This is a genomic window from Streptomyces sp. NBC_01335 (assembly GCF_035953295.1).
Taxonomy (GTDB): domain Bacteria; phylum Actinomycetota; class Actinomycetes; order Streptomycetales; family Streptomycetaceae; genus Streptomyces.
On record NZ_CP108370.1, the window covers coordinates 582113 to 596351 of the forward strand.

The 14239-nt window shown below is 69.7% G+C and carries 13 protein-coding genes and 1 pseudogene; 9 read left to right on the plus strand and 5 right to left on the minus strand.

Features of this window, described 5'->3' with window-relative positions:
- Positions 1-62 precede the first annotated feature (62 nt).
- Positions 63-2438, plus strand: coding sequence for a GH92 family glycosyl hydrolase (locus OG599_RS02250; protein ID WP_327174215.1), 2376 nt, complete (start codon positions 63-65; stop codon positions 2436-2438).
- 130 nt (positions 2439-2568) lie between these two features.
- Here the strand turns inward: OG599_RS02250 and OG599_RS02255 are convergent, their stop codons facing one another.
- Entirely contained in the window at positions 2569-2949 is a 381-nt protein-coding gene (locus tag OG599_RS02255) for a winged helix-turn-helix transcriptional regulator (protein WP_327174216.1), read from the minus strand.
- 55 nt (positions 2950-3004) lie between these two features.
- On the opposite strand from OG599_RS02255, the gene OG599_RS02260 reads away from it, so the two are divergent.
- Entirely contained in the window at positions 3005-4252 is a 1248-nt protein-coding gene (locus tag OG599_RS02260) for an MFS transporter (RefSeq protein ID WP_327174217.1), read from the plus strand.
- A gap of 83 nt (positions 4253-4335) precedes the next feature.
- Here the strand turns inward: OG599_RS02260 and OG599_RS02265 are convergent, their stop codons facing one another.
- Positions 4336-5106, minus strand: a complete 771-nt coding sequence (locus OG599_RS02265; RefSeq protein ID WP_327174218.1) for an MBL fold metallo-hydrolase — start codon at positions 5104-5106, stop codon at positions 4336-4338.
- 77 nt (positions 5107-5183) lie between these two features.
- Here OG599_RS02265 and OG599_RS02270 point away from each other — a divergent pair, with 77 nt between their 5' ends.
- The 3 genes from OG599_RS02270 to OG599_RS02280 all read left to right on the plus strand — a co-directional run bounded on the left by OG599_RS02270 (position 5184) and on the right by OG599_RS02280 (position 6933).
- Positions 5184-5801: an ABATE domain-containing protein gene (locus OG599_RS02270; RefSeq protein WP_327174219.1), complete on the plus strand. Its 618-nt coding sequence runs from the start codon at positions 5184-5186 to the stop codon at positions 5799-5801.
- A gap of 145 nt (positions 5802-5946) precedes the next feature.
- Complete coding sequence (locus OG599_RS02275; RefSeq protein ID WP_327174220.1) at positions 5947-6270, plus strand: hypothetical protein; 324 nt, start codon at positions 5947-5949, stop codon at positions 6268-6270.
- 246 nt (positions 6271-6516) lie between these two features.
- On the plus strand, positions 6517-6933 hold the full coding sequence (locus OG599_RS02280) for a hypothetical protein (protein ID WP_327174221.1): 417 nt from the start codon (positions 6517-6519) through the stop codon (positions 6931-6933).
- 92 nt (positions 6934-7025) lie between these two features.
- Here OG599_RS02280 and OG599_RS02285 read toward each other — a convergent pair whose 3' ends face one another.
- From OG599_RS02285 to OG599_RS02295, 3 genes are all read right to left on the minus strand, one after another.
- Complete coding sequence (locus OG599_RS02285) at positions 7026-8417, minus strand: Mucin-2 (RefSeq protein WP_327174222.1); 1392 nt, start codon at positions 8415-8417, stop codon at positions 7026-7028.
- Positions 8418-8517: 100 nt separating this feature from the next.
- Positions 8518-8928 carry a DUF6262 family protein gene (locus tag OG599_RS02290; protein ID WP_327174223.1) on the minus strand — a complete coding sequence of 137 codons (411 nt, stop codon included), beginning with the start codon at positions 8926-8928 and terminating at the stop codon, positions 8518-8520.
- A complete protein-coding gene (locus OG599_RS02295; RefSeq protein ID WP_327174224.1) occupies positions 8918-9472 on the minus strand; it encodes a hypothetical protein in 555 nt (184 codons plus the stop codon). Before OG599_RS02295 ends, OG599_RS02290 begins: the two co-directional genes overlap by 11 nt.
- A 5-nt stretch (positions 9473-9477) precedes the next feature.
- On the opposite strand from OG599_RS02295, the pseudogene OG599_RS02300 reads away from it, so the two are divergent.
- From OG599_RS02300 to OG599_RS02315, 4 genes and pseudogenes are all read left to right on the plus strand, one after another.
- A pseudogene (locus OG599_RS02300) lies at positions 9478-9900 on the plus strand (Tn3 family transposase); the annotation flags it as partial.
- Between the two features lie 155 nt (positions 9901-10055).
- Entirely contained in the window at positions 10056-11306 is a 1251-nt protein-coding gene (locus OG599_RS02305; protein ID WP_327174225.1) for a tyrosine-type recombinase/integrase, read from the plus strand.
- A complete protein-coding gene (locus OG599_RS02310) occupies positions 11303-13540 on the plus strand; it encodes a tyrosine-type recombinase/integrase (protein WP_327174226.1) in 2238 nt (745 codons plus the stop codon). Before OG599_RS02305 ends, OG599_RS02310 begins: the two co-directional genes overlap by 4 nt.
- Before the next feature lie 89 nt (positions 13541-13629).
- Positions 13630-14214 carry a hypothetical protein gene (locus OG599_RS02315; RefSeq protein ID WP_327174227.1) on the plus strand — a complete coding sequence of 195 codons (585 nt, stop codon included), beginning with the start codon at positions 13630-13632 and terminating at the stop codon, positions 14212-14214.
- Positions 14215-14239: the final 25 nt, after the last annotated feature.

Consider the following 14239-nt stretch of genomic DNA (forward strand, 5'->3'; position numbering starts at 1 on the left):
TGCCCGAGCAGCAAAGATCATCGGGCTCGACTCTGACAACGTTGTCGTACGAGAGGAATGCGATGAAAGCGCTGAAAAGGCGCGTGTTCGGCGTCCTGTTGATCGCCACCACGATGGTCGCGGCTTCCGCCACCTCCGGCGTCGCGAACTCCCGTTCCCAGGGGCCGAAGTTCGCCGCCGACCCCACCACGCTGGTCGACACGTCGATCGGCAACAACGGCGACGGGACCACCTTCCCCGGGGCCTCCGCGCCGTTCGGCATGGTGCAGCTGAGCCCCGACACGCAGCTGAACAAGTACGCCTCGTACGACTACGCCCAGGACACCATCCTCGGTTTCAGCCACACGCACCTCTCGGGCGTGGGTTGTCAGACGATGGGCAACTTCCGGTTCATGCCGACCACCGGCGCGGTCACCTCGTCCGACCCGGCGCAGTACGGCGCCAAGTTCAGCCACGACAACGAGACCCGCTCGCCGGGCTACTACGGCGTGAAGCTCGACAACGGCATCGAGGCGGAACTCACCGCGACCGAGCGCACCGGCCAGCACCGCTACACCTTCCCGGCCGGGTCGGACTCGGAGAACGTGCTGATCGAGACCGGCCAGAGCAACGGCAGCACCTACGCCGGTGACGTCAAGGTGGTCGGCGACGACACCGTCGAGGGCTGGCTCCAGGGCGGCAACTTCTGCGGCGAGACCGGCAAGGAGCGCTACCGGGTCTTCTTCAGCGCCAAGTTCGACCGGAAGTTCTCGACGTTCGGCACCTGGACCGACGACGCCCTCACCCCGGGCGCCCGCGAGGCGACGCGCGGCACCAAGCGCGCCGGGGCCTGGCTCTCCTTCGACCCGTCCAAGGGCGACCAGGTCGGCACCTCGGTGGGTCTCTCCTACACCTCGGTCGACGGCGCGCGTCTCAACCGCAAGGCCGAGCAGCCGAAGTCGTTCGACAAGGCCCGGGCCGGCGTGCACGACGCCTGGAAGGACGAGCTGAACCGGATGCGCGTGGCCGGTGGCACCACCGCCGACCAGCGCACCTACTACAGCGCGCTCTACCACTCGCTGCTGCACCCGTCGATCGGTTCCGACGTCGACAACCGCTACCGAGGCTTCGACGACCAGGTGCACCGCGCGGACTCGACGTACTACCAGATGTTCTCGCTCTGGGACACCTACCGTTCGCAGAACCAGCTGGTGGCCCTGGTGAACCCGGAGAAGGCCACCGACATGGCCAAGTCCGTGCTGCACATCTACCAGGACGGCGGCTGGCTGCCGCGCTGGGGTCTCGGCGGCGGAGAGACCAACGTGATGAGCGGTGACCCCATCACCCCCTGGGTCGTCGACCTCTACAACCGCGGTCTGCTCGACAGGACCACCTCGCGCCGGCTCTTCGACGCGCTCTGGAAGAACGTCAACGAGGTCCCCGCGGACCAGTCGCTCTTCCGCGGCCGCGACGGCAACCCGACCTACGTCCAGAACGGCTGGGTCGCCTACCAGAACCTGCCCGGCTACACGTACGGCGACAGCCGCCAGGCCGGTTCCGCCACGCTGGAGTACGCGCTCGCCGACTGCGCGCTGTCCACGATGGCCGAGGGCCTCGGCTACCAGGACAAGGCCACGACCCTCGCCTCGCGCTGCGACAACTTCACCACCCTCTGGGACGACGACGTGACCTCGCAGGGGTTCACCGGCTTCCCCGTCACCCGCAACGCCGACGGCACCGTCGCCGGCGACCCCGACCCCACCCAGTCCGGCGCCTTCCACGAGGGCACCGCCTGGCAGTACCAGTGGCTGGCCCAGCAGGACCCGCAGACCCTGTACGGCCTGATGGGCGGCGAGGACAAGGCCGAGCAGCGGCTCGACACCTTCTTCGACCTGCCGGCCGTGCTCGCCGACCCGGCGAAGGCCGCCAAGGAGAGCTGGGTGACGGGGGCGTACGACTACCACAACAACTTCGCCTTCAACCCCAACAACGAGCCCGACTTCCACACCCCGTGGATGTACACGTGGACCGACTCCCCGTGGAAGACCTCGTCCGTACTGCGCGCGATGCGGACCCTCTTCACCGATGACGCGTACGGCATGCCCGGCAACGACGACCTCGGCGCCACCTCGTCGCTGCTCGTCTTCGCCATGGCCGGCGTCTTCGAGGCCCAGCCCGGCTCCGCCAACTACGTCGTCACCGCGCCGATGTTCGAGAAGGTCGAGATCCGGCCGGAGCACGGCCGCACGATCAGCATCGAAGCTCCCGGCGCGAGCTCCTCGAAGCTCCAGTACGTGTCCTCCGTGACCACCGGCAAGGGCAAGCTGCGCCAGAGCTGGCTCTCCCACGAGAACCTGCTCCACGCCGGCACGATCCGGATCAACCTCTCCGACACGCCCACCACCTGGGGCGTCGACGCCGCCCCGCCCGCCATGGGCGCCACGGCCGCCAAGCACTGACGGCCCGGGGTGCGGCCCCCCTCCCCGCTTTCCGGGGAGGGGGGCCGCACCCCACATTCCGTCGGGGGTCCGGCCGACACCCCCTCACAGGTCAGGCCCACACCCCGTCACCGGTCCGGCCCACACCCCGTCACAGGTCCGGCCGCGAAGAAGAACCGGCGGCGGCATGTGCACGGGCGCGTTCGATGTCGGGGACGTGGCTCTCGGCCCATTCCCGGACGGCACGCAGGGGTGTCAGCAGTGACCGGCCGAGGTCGGTGAGGGCGTATTCGACATGCGGGGGATGCGCGGGAATCTCCGTGCGGGAGACCAGGCCGTCGTACTCCATCGCGCGGAGCGTCTCGGTGAGCGCCTTCGGTGTGATCCCCCGGATGTGCGCCTTGAGCGCGGTGAAGCGCATCGGCCCGGCGTCCAGCGCGTTGACGACGAAGACCGTCCAGCGCGCCCCGATCCGGTGCAGAACGGTGCGACTGGGGCAGGTCGCTGCCATGACGTTGTAGGCCTTGCCCATGCGCGACTCCCGGTAGCGTTGTGTATACCGGTATAGAATCTATACCTTCCTGTTCGTGTCCCTAATCGATCACACGCCCCGTTCCTCTTCGCCCCGGCACGGTCGCTTCGTCGCGGCGATCGTCATCGACTCGCTCGGCACCGGTGTCTTCATCCCCGTTTCGATGCTCTACTTCCTGGCCACGACGTCGCTGACGCTGGTGCAGGTGGGCGCGGCACTGACGACGGCCGGGCTGCTGGCGCTCCCGGCAGGTCCGCTGGCCGGAGGACTGGTCGACCGGTACGGCACCAAGCCGGTGTTGCAGGCGGCGAACCTGGCCCAGGCGCTCGGCTTCGCCGGCTATCTCGTCGTGGGCCAGACTTGGCAGATCGCCCTCTGCGCCTGGTTGAACAGCGCCGGGCGGGCGGTGTTCTTCAGCTGCTACGGCGTGACCGTCACGACGCTGGCCGCTCCCGGCCAACGCGAGCGCTGGTTCGGTCTCCTGGGGTCGGCGCGCAACCTCGGCTACGCGCTCGGCGGGCTCCTCTCCGCCGTCGCCGTGAGCATCGGCACTCAGGGCGCCTACGCCGCGATCGTGGTCGCCAACGCCTTGTCCTACGTCGCCGCGTTCGTGCTGATGCTGGCCGTGCCGAACGTCCGCCCCGAGGCGGGCCAGGACCCTGCCGGCGGCTGGGGGCGCGTGCTCCGGGACCGGCCGTACCTGTCACTGGTCGCGCATCAACTGTGCTTCGCCATCTCCTTGTTCGCCCTCAACATCGCGATACCGGTCTACGCCGTGGACGTGCTGGGACTGCCCGGGTGGACGGCCGGCGCGGTGTTCACGCTCAACACGCTGATGGTCGGTTTCGGCCAGGGCGTCGTCGTCGGTCGGCTCGGCGGGCGGATCCGCAGCCGCGTCCTCGTCGCCGGACACGCATGCTTCGCGGCGGGCTACCTCCTGTTTCTCGCCGCCGGCCACGTGGCCGGGCTCGCCCTCGCGGTCGGCGTGGTGTTGCTCGGCGCCGGCAGCTACACCCTCGGTGAGATCCTCGGCGGCCCCATCACGTCGACGGTCGCCGCGGAGAGTGCCCCAGACGCTCTCCGCGGCCGGTACTTGGCCCTCAACCAGCTCGCCGTGACGGTCGCGGGAGCGGTCGCTCCGGCCGCGCTCTCCGGGTTGCTGTCCACCGGGGCCGCCTCGATCTGGCTGACCCTGGTGGGCGTCAGCCTCCTCGGAGCGGCGCTCGCCACGACGATCGGCAGAGTGGTGCCGGCGGCCGGGAGCCGCATCGGAAGTATCCAACCAGTCGATTCCCAGGTGTAGTTCGCGGCCGCCGCAGCAGACTGCTCACCCCGGCGGACGGCAGGGCCCGCCCCCGCAGAGCCTTCGGCGTGCGCGACGGCGACTCACGCCCCGGCCAGCTCCAGGCGATCCAGCAGCCCGGCCGCCGTGAAGGCGTCGACCAGGTGGGTGCGGCCCTCGGTGAAGTGGCCCCAGCTGTCGAAGTGGACGGGAACCACGCGGCGGGCCGCGAGGATGGTGGCGGCTTCGGCGGCCTGGGTGCTGTCGAGAGTGAGCAGGGCGCCGTCGAACAGGGCCGTACGAGCGGCGCCGGCGAAGAGGACGGCGGTGTCCACCGGGGCGAAGCGGTCGGCGATCCGCCGGACCATGTCCAGTGAGGCGTTGTCGCCGCTGACGTAGACGGTGGGCAGGTCGGGGGCGGTCAGGACGAATCCGATCACCTCGCCGGTGACCGGTTCGCAGCCCTCGGGCCCGTGCTGGGCGGGGGCGGCGGTCACCGTCAGGGTGCCGCCGTCGGGGCGGGGCAGTTCGACGGTGTCCCACGGGGCCATCCCTCGGGCGGTGCCGCCCAGGCGGTCCGCGCCGCCGCGCGTGGTCAGGACCAGCGGGATGCCGGCCAGCAGGGCACGGCCGGAGTGGTCGAGGTTGTCGGGGTGCTCGTCGTGGGAGAGCAGGACCACGTCGACCGGGGCGAGTTCAGCGGGGTCGACGGCGGCGGGCGCGGTCTTGGTGAGGACGTGGCCGTTGCCCCGGGGGTACTCACCGGGGGCATCGAAGGCGGGGTCGGTGAGTAACCGCAGCCCGCCGTACTCGATGAGGGCGGTCGGACCGCCGAAGACGCTGACCGGGGTCCGTTCGGCATGCTTACTGGTCATCATATCCTCACGGATAGAAGGATGTTTTACCGTGAAGTGAAGCTAGTCGACTCTCACGGAGAAACGCAAGACTTAACATGAGAACCATGAGAGAGACCGCGACCGGCGAGCCCGCCCGCTCCGCTCCGCCGCCCGCACCGGGCGCGGAGCGGTACCCCGCGCTCGACTTCGCCAACACCATGCTCGTCCTGCCGGGCGGCCAGGTCCTGGATCCGCTCGGCTCACCCGAGGCAGCGGCGCAGTGGCTGGTCGAACGTGACCTCGTGCCAGTCGGCACCACGCTGTACGAGGCGTGCGCGGCCCGGCTGCGCGCCCTGCGGGATCAGGTGCGCGCACTGCTCGCGTCCCAGATCGAAGCCCTCCCCGCACCGGACGGGGCCCTGAACGCCGTCAACGACGCACTGACCCGCACTCCCGCGGCCGCGCTCCTGCGCTGGGGCCCCGCGCAGGGCCTGCACCGGGTCCAGGCCCATCCCGCCGACCAGATCGTCGACCACGTGCTGGCCGTCCTGGCGGCCGACGCCGCCGACCTGCTCACCGGCCCGGACACGGAACGGCTCGCCGCCTGCGACTCGGCTCCCTGCCGCCGCTACCTGCTGCGCACCCACGCCCGCCGCCACTGGTGCTCGGTGCGCTGCGGGGACCGCGCCCGTGCGGCCCGCGCCTACGCACGCCGCACACAGGCCGGCACGTGAGGAAGCACGTGGCCCGTCGACAACTGACAAACGCCCGCCAATCGACGGCTGCCGGTCCCGGCATGCCGATGTTCGGACAGAAGGCTTTTGCAGCGAACACCCGGCCCAGTCGCTCGACCCGAAAAGCTGACCCCTGGATGCGGCCATGTTGCTGATCCACGACGGGGAGACCGCGGCCGACGCGCCCGCACCTCGCACCGGAGGGGTCCCGCTCGTCCCAAGTGGATTCGTCTGGCCGAGGTGCCGCGAGTGCGACGGAGCCATGCAGTTCCTCGCCCACCTCCCCCTCGACATCGGCGTGGTCGCGGTGTTCTTCCGCCAGAACGATCCTGGGATGTGCGACGACTGGGACGCGGCTGCCGGCGCGAACCACGCCTACCTCTTCTCCGGAGAGCTCACCCCCGCCGCTGTCCGGGGGCCGAGGAACATTGGAACGGAAACCGGCGCTAAGCCTGCCCGGTCTTGCTGAGGGCTTTGACCTGGGCTTCTGTGAGGGATGAACCTTCGGCAGTCGTGTTGATCGACTGTCTGGAGGTCCGGGGTGCCGGTCGAGTTTTTGACGGATGAGCAGGCCGTTATCTGGATCTCTTATACGCGGCAGGCATGATGAGCTGGTCTTTTGTGTGGTTTACAGTGTCAGCCACCTCTCCGAGAATTGCTCAGTGTCACCGGAGCTGATTCGGCTGGCACCGCACGGATCGGAGCTCCCACCCGCATGACCACCCCGCCGTCCGAGCGCACCCTCATCTACGCGGAAGACCTCAGGCCTGAGGACGTTCACGCCCTGGAGACGTTCCTCAACGTCCAGTTGGGGCGGGTGTACGAGGAGGTCGGCGAGACTGGTGAGACGTCCTTCGCGATGCGGTCTTTGCTCATCTTGGTCTGCGACTCGGCCGGGCTCCTGCATACCCTGCTCGCAGTGGAGCGGCCAGAGACGTGGCAGCGGGCCGCGATCGTGCGCGAGTGGCAGCGGCTACGGAGTACGGCCCACGAGTTCAACCACTGCGAGGGCTATGACCATGATCGCTGGTGGAACCAGGTGCGGCACTTCGACGCCTCTGACGAGACCAACGAACAGGACCGGATCCGCCGGTTCGCCGACGTCGGGCCGCGCCCCGAGGTCGGACACTAGGGGATGTCCTATCGATCATGGCCTTCGCATCTGGGGACCGCCCGGACGAGCTGTAGGGGAGCGGCGCAGGGCCGGGCGGTTCTGCTCGGCGGTCAGGCGGGAACGCCGACCCTGTCCAGGACAGCGGCCATCTCGTCCTCTGGGAGCGCCGGGTTGGCACCCGCGCTGGAGGCCAGTTCAGGGACATGAAGCGCCTCGCGGAGCCGGTGGAACGGGAGGCGCGGGTCGCTGGCCGCCGCCTGGCGAGTCCAGACCGCAGGGTCATGGCTGAGCCGTTCGATCAGCGTGGGTGTGGCGGCCGGGTCCCGGACGGCCAGCCGACGGTAGTTGCCGTCCGGGTGGTCCGCGTAGCGCGCGGCGAGCCCCTCGCGGGGGAAGCGGGGGTGAGTCTCTGCCATCCATGCGGAGAACGTGCCACCGAGCCGCGCGTACACACGCATCAGGACCTCCTCCGGGGTGTCGGGGTGGTATATGCCCAAGAGGTCTTCCACCAGCGGATCCTCGGTGCGCGCGAGCAGGCGCATGAGGTCGGGCGGCAGGTGGGGGCTCTGGGCGACGGTGCGCCGGAGCAGCGGGTGGGCGGAGGTCGCGGCGCGTCGCAGCACCTCGGGGTCGGAGAGGCCGTCCCGTACCCACTTCACGTTCCCTCTGGCGAAGGCATCCACTGTGAAGTGAATCGACATGCGTCGTGTCTCGTCCAGTTCTGGCCTGAGGGAGACCGCGAGCCGTACGGCCTCGTCGGGGTCGACGGCGAGCCGCTCCACGAGGTCGGTGGGCAGCGACGGGTTCTCGGCGAGGGCGGCCAGGTGCGTCCGCTCGGCGACGCACCGTTCGGCGTCGGCGCGGTGGAGGAGCCCACGTCGCAGCGCCTCGGCGGCGGACTTCGGATCGCGGAGGAGTTCGGCGGTGACGCGTGCGTCCCCCCGGCACTTCCCCAGCGCGGCGGCCCGCCGCACCTCGGGGTCGGGGTCGGCAAGCAGCGCCGACCGCTCGCCCGGCGGCAGCTTCTCCCATGCGCGCGCCGCACTCCGGCGCGCTGCCGGATCGCGGTGCGTGGCCAGCGAGGCCACGAACGACGGCACCAGATGGGGCGAGTCCAGCAGGGCCGCCCGTACGGAAGGGTCGGGGTCGTCGAGCAGGCGGGCGCACACGTCGTCTGGCAACGGCGCGACCGTCGTCCGCGGGTCGCGCCACTCGGGTCCGTACGCGAGAGCGGCCCGCACCTTGGGGGAAGGGTCGTCCGCAAGCCGGGCCCGCTGCGCGGGCTCGGCCCTGGTGCTCATCGCGAAGTCGATCCGAGCGCCAGGGTTCGGGTGAGCCAGGATCACCGCGACGGCCGGCTCGGGAAGTCCGGCCCGCTGGAGGGCGTGACGGGGCGGGCCGTCACCGCCGCCGTCGAAGGCGAGCAAGCGCAGCAGCAACGGTGTCGGCAGCGCCGGGTTGCGGGCGACCCCGTCCAGCGCCGACGCGTGGAACGCGACCATGATTCCCCTACCCCCGTGTCTCCGTCGGCTGGTCCCCGACCATGATCTCCCGCCCGTCGGGCCGTCTGGCGGTCGGGCCGTCATGATCAGCCGGACTGCGCTAGCCGCGTGGGGCGGGGATGCCTCGGCGGAGGTCTCGGAGCTGGCCGAGGGCCACTGCGAGTTCGTTGCGAAGCCGTTCGTTCTCCTCATGCAGTTTGCGGTTGGCGTCGCGCAGCGCTCTTACTACCGTCTCATGCGACTTGGTGGTGATTCGCTGGTGTTTGGGCAGAGCGGGTCGCCCCGTGGAGGGCTGCTTGTCGGCGAGGTCGCGCAGTCTGGCGAGCAGTGGTGCCTGGGCAGCGTCGTAGAGGAAGGTCCGGGAGACCCCGGCCCGGGCGGCGACGCCAGCGACGGTCATCGCTCCGCCGTCGCGTTCCAGGGCGTCCAGGACGGCGCGGACACGCTCGCTACAGGCGAGACGTCGCTGTTGTGCGGCTTCGGCCAGGTGCGCCGAGTTGTCAGCCCGCATCGGCAGTCCCCTCCATTTCGTCGCGGCTTGCCCCGGCGTCGTTCGATGCTGAGGACAGCTCGTCGTGCTCCTGGTCGGTGATGCGCGTGATGACATGCTCGACCGCGGCCGCCAGCCGCTCGTTGACCTCGGCTGCTCGTGACCGGCCGGCTGCCGTGGCGTCGGCCTGCAACTCACGCGTGCGGGCGAGGGTGTCGCGGTGAACCGGCAAGAACTGCCGATCGCTCTGGAAGTCCTGGCAGAAGTAGCAGCCATCAGCCGCGGTCTTCGGGCAGGGCCGCGAGATATGCCGTCCGCACCAGCCGCCGGCCACCGCGTGAAGGCGGCGGCCGATCTTCTCGGCGAGCCACTCGACACCGGACAGGTCGGCATCAGGGCGGACCTTGACGGCTTCGCCCTTGAGGTTGAAGCGCACCTCGTACTTCTCCTCGTACTCGCGGCGTAGGGTCTCGTCCGCGATGCGCGAGTAGTGCTCCTGCATCTCCCAGGAGGTATGGCCCAGGATCTCGCGGATGGTGCGGCCGGATACGCCCGCGTTCGCCATGCGCGCAGCTCGCGGACTTGCCGGACCAGAAGATGTGGCGCATCGACCGCACGGCCGACTACGGCGCCTTCCAGGACGCCGCCCGCGGCCAGGTCGACCTCGCCCGCATCGAGCGGCACTGGGAGGACATCCTGCGGATCATCGGCTCCATCCACACCGGAGCCGTCCGCGCCTACGACGTCATCCGCATGCTGTCCCGCGACGGTCGCCCCACCCCGCTCGGCGACGCGATCGCTCACTACGGGCGGATCGCGAAAACCCTGCACATCCTGCGCCTGGCCGACGAGCCCGGATACCGCCGCCAGATCAAGGTGCAGGCCAACCTCCAGGAAGGCCGCCACACGCTCGCCCGGAAGATCTTCCACGGCCGGGCAGGGCAGCTCTACCAGCGCTACCAGGACGGCATGGAGGACCTGTTGACCGAACTACCGGGGTGCGAGCCGACGAGTCCCCGGAGATCGACGCACGGTGACGGGACCAAGCATCAGGCCGGTCAGCTTGCCACCGAGGCCGCGTCACACCATTGTCCTGATGTGCTGTCATCACGAGCTGTTGGAGACCACAGCAGCTCGTGGAGGCTCAGGTGCAAGAGAGCACGCAATTACGGGACGTCACGGCGCTCACGGTGCCGAGGGTCGGCCGGGTCGAGGAGACCGGCGATCCGTCGCTGCCGTACCGGCTGCTCGACCGGGACGGGATCGAGGTGGCGGCCGTCAGCGAGTTCCTGCTCGACATGCTCGCCAACGCCGACAGCCCGGCCTCGCTCCGCTCGTACGCGTACGAGCTGCTGGCCTGGTTCCGGTTCCTGTGGGCTGTCGACGTGCCGTGGGACCGGGCCGGCCGGGCGGAGGCCCGAGACTTCGCACTGTGGCTGAAGATGGTCAAGAAACCGCCGCGGCCCCGGCGGCCGTACGCCCCGGCGCCCGGGTCGGTCAATCCGGTGACCGGCAAACGGTACGCGGGCGAGAACTACGCCGCACGCACCCGAAGGCACGCGCGGGCAGTCGTCCGCAGCTTCTACGAGTACCACCGCGACATGCACGGACGTCCGCTGCTCAACCCGTTCCCGAAGACCAAGCGTGCCGAGGACGAGTACCTCAACGCCCACCACAACCCGATGCGCGCCTTCAAACACACTGCCCGCCGAGCCCCCTACCAGCCGAAGGAACCCCGGCGAACCCCGCGCGGCATCCCCGACCATGCCTTCAACGAACTGTTCGCGGCCCTGCCCTCGCACCGCGACCGCGCGCTGGTCGCCTTCTACATCTCGGCCGGCCCGCGCGCCTCGGAACTCCTCGGGGTCAGCCGCGACCGGGTCAGCCCCGGTAACCAGACGATCGGCGTCATCCGTAAGGGCTCCCGGGCCCTGCAATGGATCCCCGCCTCCAGCGACGCGTTCGTATGGCTGCGGCTCTACCAGCAGCAGATCCGCCCGCAGGCCCTCAATGGACCGGAGGAACCGCTGTGGTGGACCCTCCGGCGCCCGATCAGGCCGTTGAGCTACGACGCGGCACGCATGGTGTTCACCCGGGCCAACGAGACCCTGGGAGCGAACTGGACCCTGTATGACCTGCGGCACAGCGCGGCCAAACGCATGGTGCGCGACCCCAAGCTCTCGCTCACCGACGTCCAATGGGTCCTTGGCCATCTCCACATCAGCACCACGGAGCAGTACCTCGAACCCGCCGAGGACGAGGTCGTCGCGCACGTGCTGGCCCACCACGCCCGGCAAGCTGCGGAGCCCGTCAAACCGGTGATGCCCGCCCCGGGCTACCGTTCCGAGGTTCTCCAGATACTGCTCGGCACGGCCGCCCTCGGTGGAGGCCCGGCATGACCACCGCGACCGTGACGGCCCGGCCCTCCGCCCCCGTCCGCCACGCCCTCTTGCCTCCCGGCCAGGAGAAACGCGAAGCGCCAGCGACCTGGTGGCAGACGGAGGAACCGCGCGGACAGGTGCTGGAGCGCACACTCGCACTGCCGTTCACCGCGGACAGCGACGCCAATCAGCGCTCACGGCACCGCGGTCTGATCAAGCTGCTGGACTGGCTGGAGGACCAGCCCGGCGGCACCTGGCAGGAGCGCTGGATGGCCAGCGGAGCCGAGGAAGCAGGCCGGGAGTGGACGCGGCTGCCGATGCAGTGGCTCGCCGAGCACCAGCGGGCACGCAAGTACGACCGGGCCGATCTGTGCTGCGGCATGATCCCGCTGCTGGGCGGACAAGTCGTACGCCCCGCCTACCGGTGGCTACTGCGCCAGCGCCCTTCGCAACTGCTGGCACACATCCGCAGCGTCACCGATCCCGGCGGTTTCGCGGCGCTCAAGGACCAGTACACGGCCACCGGCCACGCGGGAGCCAACGACTGCAACAACGCGCTCAACCGCGTCACCTGGATCGTGACTTCCAAGGGCGGGACCGTCCACGACGTCACCATCGGCGACTGCGTCGAGCTGCAGCACGCCATCGGCGAGCACCAGACCAACGGCTACCACGGCAAGCACCTCTTCTACGCGCTCCTCGCGGGCCTCGGCGTCTTCGGCCCCGAGGCCCCGGCACGGCTGAAGACGGTGATGCTGCCGGGGCAGTTGACACCGGCAGCCCTGGTGGACCGGCAGGGCATCACCTGCACCGCGATACGAGACCTCCTGGTCGACTACCTCACCGAGCGCGCGGTGGACGTCGACTACACCACGCTGGAGGACATGGCCCGCACCCTGACCGGACTGTTCTGGCGCGACCTGGAGAAACACCACCCGGGCATCGACTCGCTGCGGCTGGACGCCGACATCGTCATCGCCTGGCGGGAGCGCGTCCGCATGGTCCGTGACCGGCACGGCACCCCCATCCGGCCGCGGGTCAACGCGCACACCGTGTTCAGCTGGGTCCGCACGTTCTACCAGGATCTCGCCCGCTGGGCCGCCGACGAGCCGACGCGCTGGGGCCCGTGGGTCGCACCCTGCCCGGTCCGCGACAGCGACACCGACCACAGCAAGAACCGTGCTCGCCGCAAGGCGGCCATGGACCAGCGCACCCGCACCCTGCTGCCCGCACTCCCGGCCCTGGTCAAAGCCGTCGAGCGCCAGCTCAAGGACGCCCAGACCTGTCTCGCCACCGGGCGGGAGACCCCGGCCGGAGCCCCGTTCACCACTCCGGCGGGCGAGAACCTCCTCCGCCGCGCCGGGATGTCCTCCCGCATCTACGCCGACGACCCCGCCACCGGCCGGCGCCGGGACCTGACTGTGGAAGAGGAACGCGCCTTCTGGGCCTGGGCCATCGTCGAAGTCCTTCGCCACACCGGCATGCGCATCGAGGAAGCACTCGAACTCACCCACCACAGCTTCGTTGCCTACCAGCTGCCCACCACCGGCGAGATCGTGCCCATGCTCCAGGTCGCCCCGTCCAAGCTCGACCAGGAGCGGCTGCTGCTGGTCTCACCAGAGCTCGGCGAGGTACTCACTGCGATCATCCATCGCGTCCGGCGCGGGCAGCAGGCCATGCCCCTGGTCTCCGCCTACGACAGTCTGGAACGGCTCTGGAGCGCATCAATGCCGTTCCTCTTCCAGCGCCGCTGCGGCCCGGAGGACCGGGCCATCCCGCGCAACTACATCTACACCTGTCTCAACGACGCCCTCGCCACGAGCGGGCTGACCGGGCCCGGCAACGAGCAGCTGCGATACACACCCCACGACTTCCGGAGAATCTTCGTGACCGACGCCCTCCGCTCCGGTCTGCCCCCGCACATCGCCGCCCGCATCTGTGGCCACCGGACGGTCGACACGACCCTCGGCTATGCCGCGATCTATCCCGAGGACGTCATCAACCACCACCGGTCCTTCATCGCCCGCCGCCGGGCGCTGCGGCCCGGGGAGGAGTACCGCGAGCCCACCGCACAGGAGTGGCAGGACTTCCTCGCCCACTTCGAGCTGCGGAAGGTCGCTCTCGGCGTCTGCGCACGCGACTTCGGCACCCCCTGCGTCCATGAACACGCCTGCTTATCCGAACCAGCCCAACTGGGTCCGGCGGAGGCAGACGACGGGCGGGTTGCTGAATGTAGCGGTCAGAGATCTTGAGGTCGGTGGGGGCTTCCGGGCGTGTCGTGCCGCCGGATCGGGTCAGGTCGTCTGTGACAAAGCCCCGGGACCAGGCGAGAATCCAGCGTATGGATGACGCGTTCACACTTCTTCGGCGGGCTGTCGAACTGCTGCCTGAGGACGCCATGGCGGAGAACGGCCAGTCGGTCGGGAACGTTCGCGAGGAGATCGCCTTCCAGGAATGGGAGATAGCGCTGGACGTGCTGATCGAGATCGCCGACGTCCATCCCGTGTCCACCGGCTTCTGGGAGATGCTCGCCGAGGCCGCCCGGCAGATGATGCTCGACCGCAGCCGCCGTTGGTGCGAGTGGCGAGCTTGGGAAGTTAGGCACGGCACCGTTCGCGCGACGCTGACTCTGCTGGGCGCCGACGAGGGCGGACGCCAGAGCACCTTCTCAGGGGATGGGCGACTCAGGCCGCTGTGGGACATCGGCAACCGCACCGCAGACGGGCAACGAGATCTGAACATCGCAAGGATCTGGGTGGAGTTCGCGCCGCAACTCGGTCCCGGAGAGACAGCCGACGTTCGTCTGGCCCCCCTTCAACCCGAGCAGTGGCGGCATCTGAAGTCTGGTGACGTGATAGCGATGCACGAGGCCCAACCTCTCGCTGGCATCGCCGAGATCATCGAGGTTCTTCCGCCTGGCGTCTGAGGCCCAGCCGGGTAGCCAGGTACCT

Coding starts and splice junctions, on each gene's coding strand:
- OG599_RS02310 (WP_327174226.1), top strand. CDS start 11,303: ATGACCACCGCGACCGTGACGGCCCGGCCCTCCGCCCCCGTCCGCCAC.
- OG599_RS02290 (WP_327174223.1), bottom strand. CDS start 8,928: ATGCGGGCTGACAACTCGGCGCACCTGGCCGAAGCCGCACAACAGCGA.
- OG599_RS02295 (WP_327174224.1), bottom strand. CDS start 9,472: ATGGCGAACGCGGGCGTATCCGGCCGCACCATCCGCGAGATCCTGGGC.
- OG599_RS02285 (WP_327174222.1), bottom strand. CDS start 8,417: ATGGTCGCGTTCCACGCGTCGGCGCTGGACGGGGTCGCCCGCAACCCG.
- OG599_RS02255 (WP_327174216.1), bottom strand. CDS start 2,949: ATGGGCAAGGCCTACAACGTCATGGCAGCGACCTGCCCCAGTCGCACC.
- OG599_RS02315 (WP_327174227.1), top strand. CDS start 13,630: ATGGATGACGCGTTCACACTTCTTCGGCGGGCTGTCGAACTGCTGCCT.
- OG599_RS02265 (WP_327174218.1), bottom strand. CDS start 5,106: ATGACCAGTAAGCATGCCGAACGGACCCCGGTCAGCGTCTTCGGCGGT.
- OG599_RS02280 (WP_327174221.1), top strand. CDS start 6,517: ATGACCACCCCGCCGTCCGAGCGCACCCTCATCTACGCGGAAGACCTC.
- OG599_RS02275 (WP_327174220.1), top strand. CDS start 5,947: ATGTTGCTGATCCACGACGGGGAGACCGCGGCCGACGCGCCCGCACCT.
- OG599_RS02270 (WP_327174219.1), top strand. CDS start 5,184: ATGAGAACCATGAGAGAGACCGCGACCGGCGAGCCCGCCCGCTCCGCT.
- OG599_RS02250 (WP_327174215.1), top strand. CDS start 63: ATGAAAGCGCTGAAAAGGCGCGTGTTCGGCGTCCTGTTGATCGCCACC.